This window comes from Nocardioides kribbensis (assembly GCF_015070375.1).
Taxonomy (GTDB): domain Bacteria; phylum Actinomycetota; class Actinomycetes; order Propionibacteriales; family Nocardioidaceae; genus Nocardioides; species Nocardioides kribbensis.
The window spans coordinates 18866-37929 of sequence record NZ_JADCLL010000011.1 but is presented as its reverse complement, the minus strand read 5'-3'; the positions used below and the strand labels follow the sequence as shown (position 1 = coordinate 37929).

Below are 19064 nucleotides of genomic sequence, written 5' to 3'. Positions count from 1 at the left end.
GGCCGACCGGCGCGCGGCGGGCGGCGCGGCCCCGGGGCGGCGTCCGCCCGCGCGGCGGCCGGCCGGGGGGCAGGTGCGGGCCGACCCGGCGCGCCTGGCGGCGCTCGAGGTGCTCAAGGCCGTGCGCGTCGACGACGCCTACGCCAACCTGGTGCTGCCCGGTGTCCTGCGCGAGGCCGGTCTCAGCGGCCGCGACGCCGCCTTCACCACCGAGCTGGTCTCGGGCACGATCCGCCGCCAGGGCACCTACGACGCCGTCATCGCCGCCTGCGCCGACCGGCCGTTGCGCAAGATCGAGGCCAAGGTGCTCGACGCCCTGCGACTGGGGGTGCACCAGCTGCTGTCGATGCGGGTGCCCGACCACGCCGCGATCAGCTCCACGGTCGACCTGGTGCGCGGCAAGGTCAGCCACGGCGCCGGCAACTTCAGCAACGCCGTGCTGCGCAAGGTCGCCCAGCGCGACCTCGAGGCGTGGGTCGCCGAGCTCGCGCCCCGTGCCGCGAGCGACGACAAGCAGGCCTCCATCGCGTGGAGCCACCCCACCTGGGTGGTGGCCGCACTGCGCCGTGCCCTGGGAGAGGCCGCGGGCGAGCTGCCGGACCTGCTCGCGGCCGACAACGTGGCGCCGCGGGTCACGCTGGTCGCGCGCCCGGGTCGCTCGACCCGCGACGAGCTGCCCGGCACGCCGACCCGGCTCTCGCCGTACGGCGTGATGCTGGAGGGCGGCGACCCGGGTGAGGTGGCGGCGGTCGCCGAGGGGCGCGCCGGGGTGCAGGACGAGGGCTCCCAGCTGGTCGCCGAGGCCCTCGCGCAGGCACCCCTCGAGGGCCCCGACGAGCGCTGGCTCGACCTGTGCGCCGGTCCTGGCGGCAAGGCGGCCCTGCTGGCCGCCCTGGCGTCCCGGCGTGGCGCCGCGCTGGTGGCGGGGGAGCGGCAGCCCCACCGCGCCCGGCTGGTGGCGCGCGCCCTGCGCGGTGCCGACGGGGTGCTCGGCGTGGTGACGGCCGACGGCACGGCCCCGCCGTGGCGCCACGGCTCCTTCGACCGGGTGCTGGTCGACGCACCCTGCACCGGGCTCGGGGCGCTGCGCCGGCGTCCCGAGGCGCGCTGGCGCCGCCGCCCCGACGACCTGCTGACCCTCGTGCTGCTCCAGCGCGCGCTGGTGACCTCGGCCCTCGACCTGGTGCGTCCCGGAGGCGTGGTGCTCTACGCCACCTGCTCGCCGATCCTCGCCGAGACCGCCGAGGTGGTCTCCTCGGTCCTGGCCCAGCGTCCGGGGGTGGTGCTGGAGGACCTCGCCGCGCAGCTCCCGCAGGTCGTCGACGCGGCCGGGCCCCTGCCCGGCACGCTGCAGCTGTGGCCCCACCGCCACGAGACCGACGCGATGTTCATGGCCCTGCTGCGCGCCCCCGGCACGCCGTAGGGCGCCGCGCCGACGAGGGGCCGCGGCGGCCCGCCGCCCCTCGTCATCGCGCTGAGACGCCTAAGGTCGAGCCATGGCGACGAAGGCACCCGCGGTCGAGGTCGAGGTGGAGGGCCGGGTGGTGCGGGTCAGCAACCCCGACCGCGTGTACTTCCCCGAGTCGGGCGCGACCAAGCTCGACCTGGTCGAGTACTACCTCGCGGTGGGGCCCGGGATCGTGCACGCCCTCGAGGACCGCCCCTGCATGCTCCACCGCTTCCCGAAGGGCCTGGCCGGCCCCAAGGTGCACCAGAAGCGGCTGCCGGCGGGTGCGCCGGCCTGGGTCGAGACCGTGCGGCTGCACTTCCCCCGGTGGGACCGCACGGCCGACGAGCTGTGCGTGACCGAGCTGGCCGCGGTGGTGTGGGCGGTGCAGATGTCGACCGTGGAGTTCCACCCGTGGAACAGCCGCCGCGAGGACACCGAGAAGCCCGACGAGTGGCGCATCGACCTCGATCCCGGCCCCGAGTGCGACTACGACACGGTGCGTCGGGTCGCCCACGTCGCCCACGAGGTGCTCGACGACCTCGGGGCCACCGGCTTCCCCAAGACCAGCGGGAGCAAGGGCCTGCACGTCTACGTGAGGATCGCGCCGGACCACGGCTTCAAGGACGTACGCCGCGCCGCGCTCGCGTTCGCCCGCGAGGTGGAGCGGCGCAGCCCGCAGGACGTCACGACCACCTGGTGGCGCAAGGACCGCGACCCCCGCGCGGTCTTCCCCGACTACAACCAGAACGCCCGCGACCACACGATCGCTGCGGCGTACTCGGTGCGCGGACTGCCCGACGCCCGCGTCTCGACCCCGATCCGCTGGGACGAGGTCGACGACGCCGACCCGCGCGACTTCACCATCGCCACGGTCCCGGCCCGCTTCGCCGAGCTCGGCGACCTGCACGCGGGGCTCGACGACGGCGAGCACACCTTCGACCTCGCACCGCTGCTCGAGTGGGCCGCACGTGACGAGCGCGACGGGGCGTCCCCGCCGGCCGACCCGGAGGACTGAGCCCGCTCCGGCGCCAGGGCGCAGGCCAGGGCCGGGGGGGCCGGGGTGGGCCGGGGTGGGGCGGGCCGAAGGGGTGAGACCGCGCGGCCCCTCCACCCCAGCGGGCGGTCCGCGGGAGGGCGGCGCCGGGCGAGGGTGGGCAGGTGACCTCCTCCGCCACCGAGCACCGAGTCCGCCGCGCCGCCCACGACGTCTTCGGCCACGCCGACCTGCTGCCGGGCCAGCTCGAGGCGACGACCGCGCTGCTCGAGGGCCACGACGTGCTGCTGATCTCGCCCACGGGCGCGGGCAAGTCGCTGACCTACCAGCTGGCCGGCACGATCCTGGAGCGGCTGACCCTCGTGGTCTCGCCCCTGCTGGCCCTGCAGCAGGACCAGGTCGACCACCTCGAGGCGCTGCGCGGCGACGTGCGGGCGGCCCGGCTGAGCTCGGCCGAGAGCGCCACCCGGCGCGAGGAGGTGCTCGCCGCGGCCGAGGCCGGCGAGCTCGACTTCCTCTTCCTCGCCCCCGAGCAGCTGGCGCTCGACGACGTACGCCGCCGCCTCGCGGTGGCCCGTCCGGGTCTGGTGGCCGTCGACGAGGCGCACTGCGTCTCGGCGTGGGGGCACGACTTCCGGCCCGACTACCACCGCCTCGGCGCCCTGCTCGACGAGCTGGGCGACCGCGAGGCCAGCCCCTCGGGGCGCCCTCGGGTGGTGGCGATGACGGCCACCGCCGCGCCGCCGGTGCGCGAGGAGATCGCCGAGCGGCTCGAGCTGCGCGACCCGCGCCTGGTCGTCACCGACTTCGCCCGTGACAACCTCGTGCTCGACGTGGTGCGCGTCGCGGGCGAGGACGAGCAGGAGCGTGCAGTGCTCGACGCGGCCCTCGCCGGGCCCCCCGACGCCGCGGGCATCGTCTACTGCCGCACCCGCCCGGCCACGGCGCGCTACGTCGAGCTGCTGCGCGCCGACGAGCGCCTCGGCGAGCGCACGGTCGAGGCCTACCACGCGGGTCTGGCCCACCGCCGGCGCCGCGAGACCCAGGAGGCCTTCGTCGGCGGCGGGGTCGACATCGTCGTGGCCACCTCGGCCTTCGGCATGGGCATCGACAAGCCCGACGTGCGCTTCGTGGTGCACGCCCACGCGCCGGAGTCGCCCGACACCTACTACCAGGAGGCGGGACGGGCCGGTCGTGACGGCGCCGACGCCACCGCGACCCTGGTGCACCGCGAGGAGGACCTGGCGCTGGGCCGGTTCTTCTCGGCCACCGTGCCGTCGCGGGGCGACCTGAGGAAGGCCCGGGCCGCGCTCGACGACCTCGACGCGGCCCGCGCCGAGGGTGACGACGACGTCGCCGACCTCGACCCCGTCGAGCTCGTCGGCGAGCGGGTGGGCTGCGGTCGCCGCAAGGCGGGCCGCCTGGTCAACCTGCTGCGCGACGCCGAGGAGTCCGGGCGGGGCACCGGGGTCGACGCCGCCCGCGAGCTGGCCACCCGCCGCCGCGACCTGGAGCGCTCCCGCGTGGAGCTGGTGCGCCACTACGCCGAGACCGACCGCTGCCGCTCCCAGGTGCTGGTGGAGTACCTCGGCGAGCAGCTCGACGGGCCCTGCGGGCGCTGCGACACCTGCCGTGCCGGGGTCGTCCCCGACGCGGTCGACCCCGACGAGGTCGGCTACCGCCTGCAGGAGCAGGTGCACCATCCCGAGTTCGGCGACGGTGTGGTCACCGAGCTGGAGGCCGACCGGGTCACCGTGCTCTTCGACAGCGTCGGCTACCGCACGCTGGCCCTCGACGTCGTGCGCGACCACGACCTGCTGGCCGCGGGCTGAGCCGGTCGGGCCGTCCCCGCGAGCCCGCCCCCGGGGGGCCCCGACCCCGGCCCTCGCCTAGGCTCACCCCCCGTGGGCATCCAGATCACGCCGAGCATCCTCAACGCCGACTTCTCCCGCCTGGGCGAGGAGGTGGGCCGCATCGGCAGCGCCGACTGGGTGCACGTCGACGTCATGGACAACCACTTCGTGCCCAACCTGACCTTCGGCCCGACGATGGTCGAGGCCCTCGCGCGCTCCACGGACCTGCCCCTCGACGCGCACCTGATGATCGAGGATCCCGACTCCCACGCCCCGGCGTACGTCGAGGCCGGCTGCGCCTCGGTGACCTTCCACGTCGAGGCGGCCCGTGCGCCGGTGCGGCTGGCCCGCGAGATCCGCGCCGCCGGCGGTCGCGCCAGCATGGGCCTGCGCCCGGCCACCCCGATCGAGCCCTACGCCGACCTGCTGCCCGAGCTCGACATGGTGCTGCTGATGACCGTGGAGCCCGGCTTCGGCGGTCAGACGTTCCTCGACCTGGTGCTGCCCAAGATCCGCCGCACCCGCGCCCTGCTGGAGCGCCACGGCGTCGAGACCTGGCTCCAGGTCGACGGCGGCGTCTCGCTGGAGACCATCGAGCGGTGCGCCGAGGCCGGCGCCGACGTCTTCGTGGCGGGCTCCGCGGTCTACTCCGCCGAGGACCCCGACGAGATGGTGGGCCGCCTGCGCGCGGCCGCCGAGGCCGCCACGGGCGCCGCGGCCACGGGCACCGACGTGCCGGGGGCCTGAGCCGTGCCGACCCTCCAGGCCACCTACCTGCGCGCCGCCCACACCTTCCGCGCCGTGCTCGACCGCGTCGGTGCGGCCGACCTGGTCAGGCCCGTGCCCTCCTGCCCGGGGTGGACGGTCTCCGACGTCGTGACCCACGTCCTCGAGCACCACGAGCACGTGCTCGGGGCGCACCTGGCCGGCGACGTCACCGGCGACCTGATGGCCACCTACGCCGCCGCCATCCCCGACGACCCCGCCCTGGCCGCCACCGCGCCCTACGACACCCTCGAGCTGACCCTCCACGCCTGGGACGTCGCACGCGCCCTGGAGGCCGACCTGCGCCTGGGCGAGGACCAGCTGACCTTCCTCGAGGTGCTCGCGCGCGAGGCCGGCGACACGCTCTACGCCGAGGAGGGCTTCGCACGCCTCGAGGGCGACGCCGCCGACCCCGCCGGCCTGGACCGTCAGGGCCTGGCGCTGCTGCCCTTCGGCCGCCGCGAGGACGCCACCGCCTGAGCAGCGCCACCCCGGCCGCCTGTGCCGCCGCCCGTGCCCGCCTGCCGCGTGTCCCTGCCGGCGTCATGCGACGGCTGGAGGCGCATCCACGGTCCGCATGACGCGCCCCGGTCGCGGGCCCCCGGCCGCCCGCCCGGACCGCCACGCCGACCCCGCTGTGCGGGTGCTCACACCCGCGGACGACACGGGTGTGGTTAAACTGCACCTGACGAGTCAACATTGCTCGCGTGCTCTGGGGTCGGTGAAAATCCGAGCCGGCGGTGAAAGTCCGCGACCCGGTCACCTCCAGTGACCGGTTGACCAGGTGGAACTCCTGGACCGACGGTCAAAGTCCGGATGGGAAGTGCACGCAGGTGACCCGTCGGCGCACGCGTCGCGTGCCGTCGTCGACCACCGCAGTCAGCCCCGGAGTCCGAGCACGGACCAGAGAGGGGCGGCGGTGAGCAGCGAGCACGGCACCGGACACGACGCCGGGCACGGCACCGGTGGGACCGACGGCGCCGGTCACGAGGCGGCGGCCATGCGTCGCGCCCTCGCCCTGGCCGCCACCCCGGGCGTGCCGCTGTCGCCGAACCCGCGGGTCGGCTGCGTCCTGCTCGCCGACGACGGCGCCACCGTGGCCGAGGGCTTCCACCGCGGGGCCGGCACGCCCCACGCCGAGGCCGACGCGCTGGCCCGCGCGGGAGCGGCCGCCCGCGGCACCACCGCCGTGGTCACCCTGGAGCCCTGCAACCACACCGGCCGCACCGGACCGTGCGCGCAGGCGCTGGTGGAGGCCGGCGTACGCCGGGTCGTCTACGCCCAGTCCGACCCCAACCCGGTGGCCCGGGGCGGCGCCGAGACCCTGCGTGCGGCCGGCCTCGTGGTCGAGGCCGGCCTGCTCGAGCACGACGCCCGCGCGCTCAACCGGGTGTGGACCTTCGCGGTCGAGCACGGCCGCCCCTTCGTGACCTGGAAGCTGGCGGCCACCCTCGACGGGCGCAGCGCGGCCGCCGACGGCACCAGCCGCTGGATCTCGGGGCGCGCCAGCCGCCGCGACGTGCACCGGCTGCGCGCCCTGGCCGACACCGTGCTCGTCGGCACCGGCACGGTGGCCGCCGACGACCCCGCGCTCACCGTGCGCGACGAGCAGGACCGCCCGCTGGAGCGCCAGCCGCTGCGCGCCGTCATGGGGGAGAGCGACCTCGCGCCGGGTCGCCGGGTCCTCGACGGCTCCGCCGAGACCGTGCACCTGCGCACCCGCGACCCCCGGGCCGCGCTGGCCCAGCTCGCCGGGCTCGAGCGCCGCCACGTCTTCCTCGAGGGCGGCCCGCGCCTGGCCGCGGCGTTCGTGCGCGCCGGGCTCGTCGACGAGATCGTCGCCTACGTCGCCCCCGTGCTGCTGGGTGCGGGCGCCGGCGCCGTGGGCGACCTCGGAATCAGCACCGTCGCCGCAGCGTTGCGACCGGTGCTCACCGACGTCACCGTCATCGAGGGCGTGGAGGGCGAGCAGCCCGACGTACGCCTCACCCTGGTGCCCGCCCCGCGCGGGTCCGACCACGCCGAGCACCCCGCCGAGCACCCCGTCGACCAGCCGGCCGTCCCGCCGGCGCCCATCCCAGGAGGGACCCGCTGATGTTCACCGGAATCGTCGAGGAGCTCGGCACCGTGGCCGCCGTCGAGGAGCAGGGCGACGCGATCCGCCTCACCGTCGAGGCCTCGGTCGTGCTCGAGGACGCCGGTCTCGGCGACTCGATCTCGGTCAACGGCTGCTGCCTGACCGTCGCGGAGCGCACGGCCACGACCTGGACCGCCGACGTCATGCAGGAGACCCTCGACAAGACCGGCCTGCGCGGCGTCGCGCCGGGCGACCGGGTCAACCTCGAGCGTGCGGTCACCGCCGACAAGCGGCTGGGCGGGCACATCGTGCAGGGCCACGTCGACGGCGTCGGCGAGGTGCTGCGTCGCACCCCGAGCGAGCACTGGGAGGTCGTCGAGGTCTCCCTGCCGCAGGGGCCCGGCGGCGACCTGGGCCGCTACCTGGTCGACAAGGGCTCCATCACCGTCGACGGCGTCAGCCTCACCGTGGTCGAGGCCGGCGAGCGCAGCTTCACCGTCAGCCTGATCCCCGAGACCCTGGCGCGCACCACGCTGGGCTCGCGCCGCGTCGGCGACCGGGTCAACCTCGAGGCCGACGTGCTGGCCAAGCACGTCGAGAAGCTGCTCGTGGGCGGCCACCTCGACGCGCTCGTGCGCCGCCTCGGGGAGGGCACCTGATGCTCGACGCCGTGGTGCAGTGGCTGCTGCACGGCTCGATCCCGGTCGGCGGGGGAGCGCTCAGCGTGCGCGAGGTCGTGGGCAACGGCTTCGGCCTTGCCAGCGCCCTCCTGGGCATGCGCCGCCTCACCTGGGCCTGGCCGGTCGGCCTGGTCGGCAACGCGCTGCTCTTCACCGTCTTCGTGAGCGGCGAGATCAGCGGCACCGTCGCCGAGCCGCTGTGGGGCCAGGCCGGGCGTCAGGTGTTCTTCGCCGTGGCCGGCGTCTACGGCTGGTGGCGCTGGAGCCACGCCCGCTCCGGCAGCGACGGCGGGGCGATCGCGCCGCGCTGGGCCACCGGGGCCGAGCGGCTCCAGCTGCTCGCCCTCGCGGTGGTCGGCTACGCCGTGGCCCACGAGGTGCTGGAGCGCATCGGCTCCTACAGCCCCGCCACCGAGGCCTGGATCCTCGCCGGCTCACTGCTGGCGACCTACGGCATAGCGCGCGGCTGGGTGGAGTTCTGGCTGGTGTGGATCGCCGTCGACGCCGTCGGCGTCACCACCCTCGTCCAGGCCGGCTACTACCCGACCGCCGGCATGTACCTGTTCTACGGCGGCTTCTGCGTCGCCGGGCTCGTCACCTGGTGGCGCGCCACCCGCACGGTCGTCGAGGAGACGACCGCCCTCGAAGGAGCACACGCATGACCCAGACCCCCGCACCCCACGACGAGCCGGTCGAGCAGGCCGAGCCCCTGGTCGACGCCTACACCGCGCAGCACGCCGAGCAGCACGGCGGCGTGCGCCTCGACAGCGTCGAGCGCGCCATCGCCGACATCGCGGCGGGCCGGGCCGTCGTGGTCGTCGACGACGAGGGCCGGGAGAACGAGGGCGACATCATCTTCGCCGCGGCCAAGGCGACCCCCGAGCTGATGGCCTTCACCATCCGCCACTCCAGCGGCGTGATCTGCGTGCCGATGCCCGCCGACATGCTCGACCGGCTCGAGATCCCGCTGATGACGCCGCACAACAAGGACAGGCTGCGCACGGCCTACACGATCTCCGTCGACGCCCGCGACGGCGTGTCCACCGGCATCTCGGCCGCCGACCGGGCCCACACCGCCCGGGTGCTCGCCGACTCCGCCACCGAGCCCTGGGAGCTGACCCGCCCCGGTCACGTCTTCCCCCTGCGCTACCGCGAGGGCGGTGTGCTCGTGCGCCGCGGCCACACCGAGGCGGCGGTCGACCTGGCCCGCCTCGCCGGGCTCACCCCCGCCGGGGTGCTGGTGGAGGTCGTCAACGACGACGGCACCATGAAGCGCGCCCCCGAGCTGCGCGCCTTCGCCGACGAGCACGACCTGGCCATGATCTCCATCGAGGACCTCGTGCGGCACCGCCGCCGGGTGGAGAACCTCGTCGAGCGGGTCACCGAGACCCGCCTGCCCACCCGCGCCGGCGACTTCACCGCCGTTGGCTACCGCATCACCGTCGACGGCTCCGAGCACATCGCCCTCGTGCACGGTGACCTCTCCGGCGAGGAGCCGGTGCTGACCCGGGTCCACTCCGAGTGCCTCACCGGCGACGTCTTCGGCAGCCACCGCTGCGACTGCGGGCCGCAGCTCGACGAGGCCCTCGAGCGCGTCGTCGCCGAGGGGCGCGGCGTGGTGATCTACCTGCGCGGCCACGAGGGTCGCGGCATCGGGCTGCTGGCCAAGCTCCAGGCCTACGCCCTGCAGGACGGCGGGCGCGACACGGTCGACGCCAACCTCGACCTCGGCCTGCCCGCCGACGCCCGCCACTACGGCACCGCGACCCAGGTCCTGCGCGACCTGGGCGTGGCCAGCGTGCGCCTGATGACCAACAACCCCGACAAGGTGAGCAACCTCGAGGACTTCGGCATCACCGTCGCCGAGCGCGTGCCGCTCACCCCGCACCCCAACGACCACAACCTGGCCTACCTGCTCACCAAGCGTGACCGGATGGGCCACGTCCTGCCCGACCTCCACAGCGAGGTCCCGGCCCCCGCAGCAGACCCCGCAGCCGGCACCAGCACGGTGGCCGGCACCGACCTCGAGACGAACGGAGCCACCCGATGAGCGGCCACGGAGCACCCACCCCCGAGGCCGTCGACGCCTCCGACCTGCGCGTCGCCGTCGTCGCGGCCAGCTGGCACACCGAGGTCATGGACGGCCTGCTCGCCGGTGCCCACCGTGCCCTGGAGGAGTACTCCGTGGGCAACCCGCTGGTCGTGCGGGTGCCCGGCACCTTCGAGCTCCCCGTCGTGGCCGCGACCCTGGCCGCCCAGGGCTACGACGCGGTCGTCGCGCTCGGTGTCGTCGTGCGCGGCGGCACGCCCCACTTCGACTACGTGTGCAACGCCGCCACCGACGGCCTGACCCGGGTCGCGCTCGACCACCAGGTCGCGGTCGGCTTCGGCGTGCTCACCTGCGACGACGACCAGCAGGCGCTCGACCGCGCCGGCCTGGAGGGCTCGAAGGAGGACAAGGGCCACGAGGCCACCTCGGCCGCGCTCCAGACCGCGCACGTGCTCAAGCGGCTGCGCCGCGGTCGGCTGGCCTGATCCCTCCCGGGCCGCAGCTGGGCTGCAGTCGGGCCGCAGTCGCCCCGGACGGCGTGGCCCAGGCCACGGCGGGTGCCGTCGCGCGGTCCCGTCGTAGGCCGCCGCGACGGCACCGCCTAGGCTGCTCTGCTGTGAAGACGTTCGACGAGCTGTGGGCCGAGCTGCAGGACAAGGCCCGGACCCGCCCCGCAGGATCCGGCACCGTGGCCCAGCTCGACGCTGGCGTGCACGCCATCGGCAAGAAGCTGGTCGAGGAGGCCGCGGAGTCGTGGATGGCGGCCGAGCACGAGGGCAAGGAGCGCACGGCCGAGGAGATCAGCCAGCTGCTCTACCACGCCCAGTGCCTCATGCTGGCGAGCGGCCTCGAGCTCGACGACGTCTACGCCCACCTGTGACCGCACCCGCGAAGGCCGACCCGATGACCTCTCCCGCCACCCCGCTGCTGCGTGTCGCGGTGCCCAACAAGGGCTCGCTGTCGCAGTCGGCCTCGGAGATCCTGCGCGAGGCGGGCTACCGCCAGCGCGACGACTCCAAGCAGCTCACCCTCATCGACGCCGACAACGGCGTGGAGTTCTTCTACCTCCGTCCGCGCGACATCGCGCTCTACGTCGGCGAGGGCACCCTCGACGTCGGGGTCACGGGGCGCGACCTGCTCCAGGACTCCGGGGCGCAGGCCGACGAGGCCATGCGCCTGGGCTTCGGCCGCAGCCGCTTCCGCTTCGCCGGCCCCCGCGGTGCGTTCACCGACCTGGCCCAGCTCCAGGGCGCCCGCATCGCCACGTCGTACGTCGGGGTCGTGCGGTCCTTCCTGGCCGAGCGCGGCATCGAGGCCACGGTGATCCGCCTCGACGGGGCCGTGGAGACCAGCATCCAGCTCGGTGTGGCCGACGCGATCGCCGACGTCGTCGAGACCGGCAGCACGCTGCGCCAGGCGGGTCTCGAGGTCTTCGGCGAGACCATCCTGGAGTCGGAGGCGGTGGTCATCACCCGCTCCGGCGCGGCCGCTCCCGACGGCTTCGAGGTCTTCCGCCGTCGCGTGGAGGGCGTGCTGGTGGCCCGCTCCTACGTGATGATGGACTACGACATCCCCAGCGAGGCGGTCGCCGCCGCGGTCGCCCTGACCCCCGGCATCGAGAGCCCCACCGTGGCCCCGCTGCACCGCGAGGGCTGGTCGGCCGTGCGGGTGATGGTGCCGCGCAGCGGTGCCCAGCGCCTCATGGACGAGCTCTGGCAGGTCGGCGCCCGCGGCATCCTCACCACCGACATCCATGCCTGCCGCCTCTGAGGGTCCGGCGCGACGCGACCTCGCGCCCACCCTGCCCCACACCTGGCGCCCGCTGGGCCCGCGCATCGTCGGCGCGGTGCTCGGCGTCGGCCTGCTCGCGATGTTCGCCGCCGCGTGGTTCAGCTTCGACGACGAGACCCAGGCGAAGTTCACGGCCTTCCAGATCGGCACGCTCTTCGTGCTGGTGGGGCTGGGCTACGCCTGCATGTTCGCCCTCGTGCGCTCCCGCGTCGTGGCCGAGCGCGACCGGCTGATCGTGGTCAACGGCTACCGCCGTCGCGAGTACAGCTGGCCGCAGATCGTCTCGGTCAACCTCCCGCCGGGTGCCCCGTGGGTCACCCTCGACCTCGCCGACGGCACGACCGCCGCGGTGATGGGCATCCAGGGCTCCGACGGCGCCCGCGCCCAGGCCCACGCCCGCCAGCTCCGCGCCCTGGCCGCCGTGCGGCCCCGCTGCCCCGCCCCCCGCCGGGGACGACCTACCCCCCGTTGCGACCACTACCTGACCGTCACGACGGTCGGGTAGTGGTCGCAACGGTCGGTAAGTGGTGCGCGGCGGCTCAGTCCAGCGCCCGGATGCCCCACGTGGCGGAGAAGGAGTCGTCGGGCTCGCCCGCGGCGCCGAGGGTGACGACACCGGTGCCGGAGGAGAAGGCGTCGGCGGGAGCCGTCATCGGCTCCACGGCCAGCGAGCGCCGCGCGGTGGCGGCGACCTCGTCGGCGCTGTAGACCTGCAGCGCGGTGTGGTGGCGGTCGACCCACAGCGCCACGCCCTCGCCGGAGCGCGGGTCGTGCAGCACCGCGGTGGCGGTGCCGTCGTCGTCGCGCACGAGGTCGGTGAAGCCGTCGTCGAGCGGCAGGTCGCGCAGCGGCCGCGCCACCCGGAAGTCGTACGTCGTGCCCTCGACCTCCTCGGTGCCGACCGGCAGCAGCCGCTCGGGGTCGACCAGGATCCGGGTCGCCGCCGGCAGCGTGAGCTCGAGGGGGTCGACGGGGCCGGCGCCGACGCGGAGGTAGGGGTGGGCCCCGCTGGCCCACGGGGCGGGCGTGGTCGAGGTGTTGCTGGCGGTCTGGGTCACCGTGAGCCCGTCGGCGGAGAGGTCGTAGACGACGTGCAGGTCCAGCGTCCAGGGGTAGCCGCTCTGCGCCATGAGGCGGTAGGACAGCGACACCGAGTGGCCGGTGTGCTCCTCGGCGGTCCAGGCCACCCAGCGCACGAGCCCGTGGGAGGCGTTGGCGCGGCCGGGCTCGGTCAGGGCGAGCTGGTGCTCGCGTCCGCCCCAGCGGTAGCGGCCGTCGCGCAGCCGGTTGGGCCAGGGCATGAGCAGCTGGCCGCGCCCGCCGGAGGTCATCTCCTCCTCGGCGAAGCCGTCGACGAGGGGACGCCCGGCGTGCTCGAGCGTGCGGAGCGCGGCCCCGCTCTCGGTGACGACGGCGCGGTAGCCGCCGCCGGCGATCTCGAACTGGTCACCGCTGGGAGCACGCATGGGCTCCACCCTAGGGCGCCTCGCCCGGCGGCCCGGGAGGCGTCCGACCGGTGCCGTCGACGACGAGGTCGGCCCGCTCCCGGGTGCGGTCGGCGGTGTGGTGGAGGTCCTCGGCCGTGCGCCACGCCCGCCACCGGTCGGCCAGGTCGGCACCGTCGCGCTCGAGGCCGCGCGCCAGTCGCAGGGCCGACGGGGCCTCGACCCAGACCAGCAGGGTCTGGTGGTGCGACCACGCGGCGAGGCCCGAGCCCACGCCCTCGAGCACCAGCAACGGGGCCGGGGGCACGGTGACGGTCTCGGCGAGGGCCGCCCGGTGCCAGTCGTAGCGGCGGTAGCGGCCGGGGGCCCCGGCGGCGAGGGGGCCCAGCAGCGGTGCGAGTGCCTCGCCGACGCGGGGCAGCCCGTCCCAGCCGTCGTAGAGGTCGTCCATGTGGACGACGTGGGCGTCGAGCCCCGCGGAGGTCGCCAGGTCGGCCAGGGCCAGGGCCAGGGTGGTCTTGCCCGACCCGGCCGGCCCGTCGAGGCACACCAGCCGCGAGCCGGCCAGCCGTGGCGCCCGCTCCCGGGCCAGGTCGAGCACCACCCGGGCGCTCCGGGCGGGGGTCAGGAGATGCCGCGCTTGCGCAGCAGGGCCTCGATGTCGGCGAGGTCGTCGTCGATGGCGGGCTCGCCCTTGCCGGCCCCGCTCGCGGTGGCGGCCTTCCGCTCGGCCCGGCTCGTCCGGGTCGCGCGGGTCGGTGCGGCGGAGCCGTCGGCGCCCGCGAGGGCCGCGCCGCGGGCCGGGCCCAGGGCGCCCTCGCGCTGCACGCCGCGCACCCCGATGCCGCGGGCGGTGAGCGACCCGGCGAGCAGCACGAGGCCGACCCCCACGCCGGCCAGCACGATCCCGGTCCACACGACCGGGCTCAGCACGAGGCCTGCCGCCCAGTCGGAGACCGCGGTGCCGATGCGGGTGGCCATCTGCAGGGTGTCGGTGAGGTAGGCCGCCAGGGGCAGCAGGGTCAGCCCGCCGATCCGCAGGGCGGGGGCCGGGCCGCGTCGCCGCCAGACCAGCCAGGTGCCCACCGCGCCCAGCGCGGTGAGGGTGAGGGTCAGTGCGGCCCAGGCGGCGTCGTCCACCCCTCCAGCCTGACACACGCGAGCGACCCCGGGCCTCGTGCGAGGCCCGGGGTCGGGTGGTGCCGCGTGCGTGGTGCGGCGTGCTCGGTGCCTCAGCGCCCCGCGGCGACCGCCTCGCGACCGCGCGTCGTGGTGGCCGCTCCGGTGACGCCCAGGGCGGCCAGTCGAGGCATGACCCCCTCGGCGAACCAGTAGGCCTCCTCCACGTGCGGGTAGCCGGACAGGATGAACTCGTCCACCCCCACCGCGTGGTAGTCGGCGATGCGGGCGGCCACCTCGTCGTGGCTGCCCACCAGCGCGGTGCCGGCCCCGCCACGCACGAGCCCGACGCCGGTCCACAGGTTCGGCGACACCTCCAGCTCACGCGCGGAGTCGAAGCTCGTGCGCCCGTCGCGCAGGGCGAGCATCCGCTGCTGCCCGGTCGACTCGCTGGCCCGCAGGGCCTCCTGGGCCCCGGCGACGGTGGCGGGGTCGAGGCCGTCGAGCAGCGTCTGGGCGTGGGCCCAGGCGGCCTCGCTCGTGTCACGCGACAGGGTGTGCACGCGCAGCCCGAAGCGCAGCGTGCGTCCCTCGGCCCGGGCGAGCTCACGCATCCAGGCGATCTTCTCCGCCACCAGCTCCGGCGGCTCGCCCCAGGTCAGGTAGACGTCGGCGTGCTTGGCCGCGACCGGGCCGGCCGGCCCGGAGGAGCCGCCGAAGTAGACGTCGGGCACCGGGTCGATGCCACCGCTGACCATCGCCCCCTCCACGCGGAAGTGGTCCCCGTCGAAGTCGAAGGGCGCCTGCGACCAGGTGCCGCGCACCACGGCGAGGAACTCCTCGGTGCGGGCGTAGCGCACCTCCTTGGCCGCGGTGTCGCCGAAGCGCGCCTGCTCGCGCGGCTCACCGCCGGTCACGACGTTGAGCATCAGCCGGCCCCCGGAGATGCGCTGGTAGGTCGCGGCCATCTGGGCGGCCAGCACCGGGTTGACCACGCCGGGTCGGAAGGCGACGAGGAACTTCAGCCGCGTGGTCTCGCGGATGAGCGCCGCCGTGGTCAGCCACGCGTCCTCGCAGAACGTGCCGGTCGGGGTCAGCACCCCCTCGAAGCCGAGCTGCTCCGCCGTACGCGCGACCTGGGCGAGGTAGTCGATGCTCGGGGCCCGGAAGCCGTGGGTGACGGTCTCGTCGAGACCCGCACGCACGGAGGGCGGCACACCCTGCCCGGCCCCGACCAGGCCCCGGTTGTCGCCGGAGGTCGGCAGGAACCAGTGGAGCCTCGCGCCCGGCATCAGCGGGCCGCTCCGGCGGTCGGGCTCTGCTGAGTGGCGGTGACGTCGTTGAAGGCGTCGGAGAAGTAGTCGGCCACGTCCACCGACTCCGGCAGCAGCCCGTTCTCGGTGAAGGCGTCGGCCATCTCCTGCTCCGAGGCGATGACCTCCTCGTCGATCGGCACGATGGTGACCGGGCGCTGCTTGGCCGCGGCCAGCGTGACCTCGGGGGTCAGGCCGGTCTGCTCGGCCCACACGTCGGCCCACTCCTGCTGGCGCTCGCCCGACCACAGCTGCGCCTCGGTGACCCGGGCGAGGTAGTCCTCGAGGGCCGCCGCGGTCGCGGTGTCGTCGATGGCCTCGTCGGAGGCGACCTGGAAGTTGTAGCCGTTGACCAGCCCCTCGCCGTCGACGAGCACCCGGGCGCCCTCGTCGATGACGGCCTGGGAGGTGAAGGGGTCCCACACCGCCCACGCGTCGAGGCTGCCGGTGGTGAAGGCCACCAGCGCGTCTGCTGGCTGGAGGTTCTTGACCTCGATCTCGTCGTAGCCCACGCCGGCCTCGCCGAGCTGGGCCAGCAGGTTGTAGTTGGCCGAGCTGCCGACGGCCACCCCGACGTCCTTGCCGGCCAGGTCGGCCACCGACTCGATGGGGGAGTCCTTCGGCACGAGGATCGCGTCGCCCTTGCCGGAGAACGTGACGGCCTGGACCATCTTGAACTGCCCCTGGGCCGCGGCCGCGAAGAGCGGCGGGGTGTTGCCGACGAGCCCGACGTGCACGGCCCCGGCGTTGATCGACTCGAGCATCGGCGGGCCGGAGGTGAACTCCTTCCACTCGATGTCGTACGGCGTGTCGGCCAGGTCGGCCGCCTCGAGCAGCGCGCGCACGCTGCTGGAGCGCTGGTCACCGACGATGAGGGTCACCTTGCTGAGGTCGACCGAGCCGTCGTCGGCGACGGCGTCCTCGTTGCCCGTGCCGCCACCGCAGCCGGTGAGCAGCAGCCCGGCGGCGACGGCGCCGGCGAGCAGGCCTCGACGGCGGACGCGGCGGTGGGAGGTGGGGGAGACGTGGTTCATGCGGCACCTTGCTTCTGGGTCTGACGGTTCGGGTTGGGGGGAGTGGGCCTGACGCCGAGGGCCTGCAGCACCGCGGAGCGGGTGCGGGCGATCTCGGGCTGGGAGTGGTCACGGTCGGAGCGCGGCAGGGTGATCCGCCAGGAGTCCGCGACCTTGCCCTCGTCGAGCACGATGAGCCGGTCGGCCAGGGCGAGCGCCTCGTCGACGTCGTGGGTGACGATGAGGATGGCCATGGAGTGGCGTCGCCACAGGTCGATGACGAGCTGGTGCATCTCGATGCGGGTCAGGGCGTCGAGGGCGCTGAAGGGCTCGTCGAGCAGCAGCAGCGAGGGGTTGCTGACCAGCGCGCGGGCCAGGGAGACCCGTTGGGCCTGCCCGCCGGAGAGCTGCAGCGGCCAGGCGTCGCTCTTGCCGCTGAGGCCGACCTCGGTGATCCGCTCGTCGGCCAGGCGGTGCCGCTCGGCGCGCTCGGGGGCGTTGAGCAGCGCGAGGGCGACGTTCTCGCGCACGTCGCGCCACGGCAGCAGTCGCGGCTCCTGGAAGGCCACCGAGGTGCGTCCGCTGACCTGCACCTCGTCGACGGGGGCGGGGTCGAGCCCGGCGAGGCTGCGCAGCAGCGTCGACTTGCCGCAGCCGCTGCGACCCAGGAGGGCCACGAACTCGCCGGGGGCGATGTCCAGGTCGACGTCCTTGAGCACGTGGGTCTGGCCGAAGGAGCGGTGGTGGGAGCGGACCCGGGCGACCAGCGACGGGTCGAGGGCCGGGGCCCCCCGTCGGGCCGAGCGGCTCTCGCCCTGGGCGGAGCGGGACTTCAGGAACGCCATGACAGGGCCCTTCTCTCGAGGTGGCGGACGGCGACGTCGGTGAGCAGGCCGAGCAGGCTGTAGGTCACGAGCCCGACCACGATCACGTCCATCTGGAGGAACTCCCGGGCGTTGTTGATCATGAAGCCGAGCCCGGAGGTGGCGCTGATGGTCTCGGCCACGATGAGCGTGAGCCACGCGATGCCCAGGCTCTGGCGCAGGCCGACGAGGGCCTGCGGCATGGCACCCGGGAGGACGACATGACGGATGCGCTGCATGCGGGTGAGGTGCAGCGCCTTGGCCACCTCCATCGTCTTCCGGTCGATGCTGCGGATGCCGCCGAGGGTGTTGAGGTAGAGCGGGAACAGCACACCCATGGCGATGAGCACGACCTTGGGGGTGTCGCCCAGCCCCATCCACGCGATGAACAGCGGCACGAGGCCGAGGTGTGGCAGCGTCCGCAGCATCTGCAGAGGCGGGTCGACCGCATCGTCACCGAGGCGGGAGAGCCCGGCCACCAGGGCCAGGCCCACGCCGATCACGGCGCCGATCGCGAAGCCGAGTCCGACCCGTTCCAGAGAGGCCAGGACGGCCGGGCCGAGCGTGCCGTCGCTGATGAGCTCGACCGAGCGCACGGCGATCTCGACGGGTGAGGCCATCTTGCGGGGGTCGAGGAGCCCCGTGCTGCTGGCGAGCTGCCACAGCGTGAGGATGACGAGGGGGGAGACCCACCGGCGGAAGTGCCACAGGCGGGGACGTCGCAGGGGTCGTGGGGGTGGGGTCGTGGGGGTGGGCGCGGCCGGGCCGGCGAGCACGGGGGTCACGGTCATGGCTCCACCCTCTGCAAAGCAATACCTGTAAGTCAACTCAGACACTCGACTTACGCTGTGGATCACATGTCGAGCCGCGCGGTCGCCCCACCCGGTCTCGCCCCGGTCTCGCCCCGGTTCGCCGCGCGCCGCGGTGTCGGGGAGGATGGACCGGTGAGCGACCAGCCGCCCGGCCTGCCCCGCCAGCTGCAGGGACCGGCGTTCCCCGACGACGACGGGCGTGCCGCCCCCGACGTGGTGGCGGCCCTGGCGGCGTACTCCTCCGACCGCGGTGCCTACGTCGACGCCCTCGCGGCCCTGTCGACCTCGCGCCTGCTGGTGCCGGTGGTGGCCGTGCTCGGCGAGGTCGAGTTCGACGACGCCGGCCTGGCCCACGACAAGACCAGCGACATGGCTGCGGTGCTGATGACCGGCCGCGACGGGCGGCGCGCCCTGCTGGCCTTCACCTCGCTGGAGACCATGGCGGCCTGGGACCCGCAGGCCCGGCCGGTGCCGGTGCCGGCGTCGGGTGCGGCGCGGTCGGCGGTGCAGGAGGAGGCCGCCGCCCTCGTGGTCGACCTGGCCGGCCCGGTGGTGGTGGCGATCGAGGGTCAGGACCTCGAGGCGCTGGCGGCCGGGTGGACGCTGGCGCGCGTCGGCGAGCGCTCGGGATGGGTGCGCCCCGACGCCGACCCTCCGGCCGACTGACCCGGCCGGCTGGCCCGGCCGAACGCTCCGGCCCGGCCGACGGCTCCGCTGATTGGCGCGGCGTCGGAATGCTCGGCTAGGGTTCGGTGTTGACCGATCAGTTCCGCCGTGCACGTTGCGACGGGGCGATCTCCAAGCGGGGACCAGCAGCACACGTCTCCCACCCGCACCGA

At 74.9% G+C, this 19064-nt stretch carries 21 protein-coding genes and 1 riboswitch; of the genes, 14 read left to right on the top strand and 7 right to left on the bottom strand.

Annotated features, from left to right (window positions below):
- The 13 genes from IR170_RS19175 to IR170_RS19115 all read left to right on the top strand — a co-directional run.
- Positions 1-1423, top strand: a 1423-nt coding sequence (locus tag IR170_RS19175) for an RsmB/NOP family class I SAM-dependent RNA methyltransferase (RefSeq protein ID WP_406603387.1), incomplete at its 5' end; no start/stop codon positions are given.
- Positions 1424-1496: 73 nt separating this feature from the next.
- Complete coding sequence (gene ligD / locus IR170_RS19170; RefSeq protein WP_193666502.1) at positions 1497-2465, top strand: non-homologous end-joining DNA ligase; 969 nt, start codon at positions 1497-1499, stop codon at positions 2463-2465.
- A 143-nt stretch (positions 2466-2608) separates the two neighbouring features.
- The gene (locus IR170_RS20505) at positions 2609-4276 is read left to right on the top strand and encodes a RecQ family ATP-dependent DNA helicase (protein WP_193666501.1); all 1668 of its coding nucleotides are present in this window, start codon (positions 2609-2611) and stop codon (positions 4274-4276) included.
- A 72-nt stretch (positions 4277-4348) separates the two neighbouring features.
- Positions 4349-5044: a ribulose-phosphate 3-epimerase gene (rpe, locus tag IR170_RS19160; protein ID WP_193666500.1), complete on the top strand. Its 696-nt coding sequence runs from the start codon at positions 4349-4351 to the stop codon at positions 5042-5044.
- 3 nt (positions 5045-5047) lie between these two features.
- On the top strand, positions 5048-5542 hold the full coding sequence (locus IR170_RS19155; RefSeq protein WP_193666499.1) for a maleylpyruvate isomerase N-terminal domain-containing protein: 495 nt from the start codon (positions 5048-5050) through the stop codon (positions 5540-5542).
- A gap of 223 nt (positions 5543-5765) precedes the next feature.
- Positions 5766-5895, top strand: a riboswitch (FMN riboswitch).
- Positions 5896-6062: 167 nt separating this feature from the next.
- Entirely contained in the window at positions 6063-7157 is a 1095-nt protein-coding gene (ribD, locus tag IR170_RS19150) for a bifunctional diaminohydroxyphosphoribosylaminopyrimidine deaminase/5-amino-6-(5-phosphoribosylamino)uracil reductase RibD (protein WP_193666507.1), read from the top strand.
- Positions 7157-7798, top strand: coding sequence for a riboflavin synthase (locus IR170_RS19145; RefSeq protein WP_193666498.1), 642 nt, complete (start codon positions 7157-7159; stop codon positions 7796-7798). Before ribD ends, IR170_RS19145 begins: the two co-directional genes overlap by 1 nt.
- Positions 7798-8481 carry a nicotinamide mononucleotide transporter family protein gene (locus tag IR170_RS19140; RefSeq protein ID WP_193666497.1) on the top strand — a complete coding sequence of 228 codons (684 nt, stop codon included), beginning with the start codon at positions 7798-7800 and terminating at the stop codon, positions 8479-8481. Before IR170_RS19145 ends, IR170_RS19140 begins: the two co-directional genes overlap by 1 nt.
- The gene (locus IR170_RS19135) at positions 8478-9869 is read left to right on the top strand and encodes a bifunctional 3,4-dihydroxy-2-butanone-4-phosphate synthase/GTP cyclohydrolase II (RefSeq protein WP_227489660.1); all 1392 of its coding nucleotides are present in this window, start codon (positions 8478-8480) and stop codon (positions 9867-9869) included. Before IR170_RS19140 ends, IR170_RS19135 begins: the two co-directional genes overlap by 4 nt.
- Positions 9866-10354, top strand: coding sequence for a 6,7-dimethyl-8-ribityllumazine synthase (gene ribH / locus IR170_RS19130; RefSeq protein ID WP_056904338.1), 489 nt, complete (start codon positions 9866-9868; stop codon positions 10352-10354). The genes IR170_RS19135 and ribH overlap by 4 nt, the downstream gene beginning before the upstream one ends.
- 131 nt (positions 10355-10485) lie before the next feature.
- Positions 10486-10749: a phosphoribosyl-ATP diphosphatase gene (locus IR170_RS19125; RefSeq protein ID WP_056862810.1), complete on the top strand. Its 264-nt coding sequence runs from the start codon at positions 10486-10488 to the stop codon at positions 10747-10749.
- A gap of 23 nt (positions 10750-10772) precedes the next feature.
- Positions 10773-11639: an ATP phosphoribosyltransferase gene (hisG, locus tag IR170_RS19120; RefSeq protein ID WP_193666496.1), complete on the top strand. Its 867-nt coding sequence runs from the start codon at positions 10773-10775 to the stop codon at positions 11637-11639.
- Positions 11623-12165, top strand: coding sequence for a PH domain-containing protein (locus IR170_RS19115; protein ID WP_193666495.1), 543 nt, complete (start codon positions 11623-11625; stop codon positions 12163-12165). Before hisG ends, IR170_RS19115 begins: the two co-directional genes overlap by 17 nt.
- A 34-nt stretch (positions 12166-12199) precedes the next feature.
- On the opposite strand, the gene IR170_RS19110 is transcribed toward IR170_RS19115, so the two are convergent.
- The 7 genes from IR170_RS19110 to IR170_RS19080 all read right to left on the bottom strand — a co-directional run bounded on the left by IR170_RS19110 (position 12200) and on the right by IR170_RS19080 (position 18204).
- Positions 12200-13126, bottom strand: a complete 927-nt coding sequence (locus tag IR170_RS19110) for an aldose 1-epimerase family protein (RefSeq protein ID WP_193666494.1) — start codon at positions 13124-13126, stop codon at positions 12200-12202.
- A gap of 10 nt (positions 13127-13136) precedes the next feature.
- Complete coding sequence (locus IR170_RS19105) at positions 13137-13709, bottom strand: uridine kinase family protein (RefSeq protein WP_319805179.1); 573 nt, start codon at positions 13707-13709, stop codon at positions 13137-13139.
- A gap of 20 nt (positions 13710-13729) precedes the next feature.
- Positions 13730-14245 carry a cellulose synthase gene (locus IR170_RS19100; RefSeq protein WP_193666493.1) on the bottom strand — a complete coding sequence of 172 codons (516 nt, stop codon included), beginning with the start codon at positions 14243-14245 and terminating at the stop codon, positions 13730-13732.
- Between the two features lie 92 nt (positions 14246-14337).
- Positions 14338-15516 (bottom strand): LLM class flavin-dependent oxidoreductase, encoded by a 1179-nt coding sequence (locus IR170_RS19095; RefSeq protein WP_193666492.1) that lies wholly within the window; start codon positions 15514-15516, stop codon positions 14338-14340.
- Positions 15516-16571 carry an ABC transporter substrate-binding protein gene (locus IR170_RS19090; RefSeq protein WP_193666491.1) on the bottom strand — a complete coding sequence of 352 codons (1056 nt, stop codon included), beginning with the start codon at positions 16569-16571 and terminating at the stop codon, positions 15516-15518. The genes IR170_RS19095 and IR170_RS19090 overlap by 1 nt, the downstream gene beginning before the upstream one ends.
- Entirely contained in the window at positions 16568-17395 is an 828-nt protein-coding gene (locus IR170_RS19085) for an ABC transporter ATP-binding protein (protein ID WP_193666490.1), read from the bottom strand. Before IR170_RS19085 ends, IR170_RS19090 begins: the two co-directional genes overlap by 4 nt.
- Positions 17383-18204, bottom strand: a complete 822-nt coding sequence (locus IR170_RS19080; protein ID WP_193666489.1) for an ABC transporter permease — start codon at positions 18202-18204, stop codon at positions 17383-17385. Before IR170_RS19080 ends, IR170_RS19085 begins: the two co-directional genes overlap by 13 nt.
- A 153-nt stretch (positions 18205-18357) precedes the next feature.
- On the opposite strand from IR170_RS19080, the gene IR170_RS19075 reads away from it, so the two are divergent.
- Positions 18358-18891 carry an SseB family protein gene (locus tag IR170_RS19075; protein WP_319805178.1) on the top strand — a complete coding sequence of 178 codons (534 nt, stop codon included), beginning with the start codon at positions 18358-18360 and terminating at the stop codon, positions 18889-18891.
- The last annotated feature ends 173 nt before the right edge of the window (positions 18892-19064 follow it).

What these genes read in the sequence shown, in the direction of transcription:
- IR170_RS19110 (WP_193666494.1), bottom strand. Translation starts at nt 13,126, where the DNA reads ATGCGTGCTCCCAGCGGTGACCAGTTCGAGATCGCCGGCGGCGGCTAC.
- IR170_RS19115 (WP_193666495.1), top strand. Translation starts at nt 11,623, where the DNA reads ATGCCTGCCGCCTCTGAGGGTCCGGCGCGACGCGACCTCGCGCCCACC.
- ribD (WP_193666507.1), top strand. Translation starts at nt 6,063, where the DNA reads ATGCGTCGCGCCCTCGCCCTGGCCGCCACCCCGGGCGTGCCGCTGTCG.
- IR170_RS19090 (WP_193666491.1), bottom strand. Translation starts at nt 16,571, where the DNA reads ATGAACCACGTCTCCCCCACCTCCCACCGCCGCGTCCGCCGTCGAGGC.
- IR170_RS19145 (WP_193666498.1), top strand. Translation starts at nt 7,157, where the DNA reads ATGTTCACCGGAATCGTCGAGGAGCTCGGCACCGTGGCCGCCGTCGAG.
- IR170_RS19140 (WP_193666497.1), top strand. Translation starts at nt 7,798, where the DNA reads ATGCTCGACGCCGTGGTGCAGTGGCTGCTGCACGGCTCGATCCCGGTC.
- IR170_RS19135 (WP_227489660.1), top strand. Translation starts at nt 8,478, where the DNA reads ATGACCCAGACCCCCGCACCCCACGACGAGCCGGTCGAGCAGGCCGAG.
- IR170_RS19085 (WP_193666490.1), bottom strand. Translation starts at nt 17,395, where the DNA reads ATGGCGTTCCTGAAGTCCCGCTCCGCCCAGGGCGAGAGCCGCTCGGCC.
- IR170_RS19080 (WP_193666489.1), bottom strand. Translation starts at nt 18,204, where the DNA reads ATGACCGTGACCCCCGTGCTCGCCGGCCCGGCCGCGCCCACCCCCACG.
- ribH (WP_056904338.1), top strand. Translation starts at nt 9,866, where the DNA reads ATGAGCGGCCACGGAGCACCCACCCCCGAGGCCGTCGACGCCTCCGAC.
- IR170_RS19095 (WP_193666492.1), bottom strand. Translation starts at nt 15,516, where the DNA reads ATGCCGGGCGCGAGGCTCCACTGGTTCCTGCCGACCTCCGGCGACAAC.
- ligD (WP_193666502.1), top strand. Translation starts at nt 1,497, where the DNA reads ATGGCGACGAAGGCACCCGCGGTCGAGGTCGAGGTGGAGGGCCGGGTG.
- hisG (WP_193666496.1), top strand. Translation starts at nt 10,773, where the DNA reads ATGACCTCTCCCGCCACCCCGCTGCTGCGTGTCGCGGTGCCCAACAAG.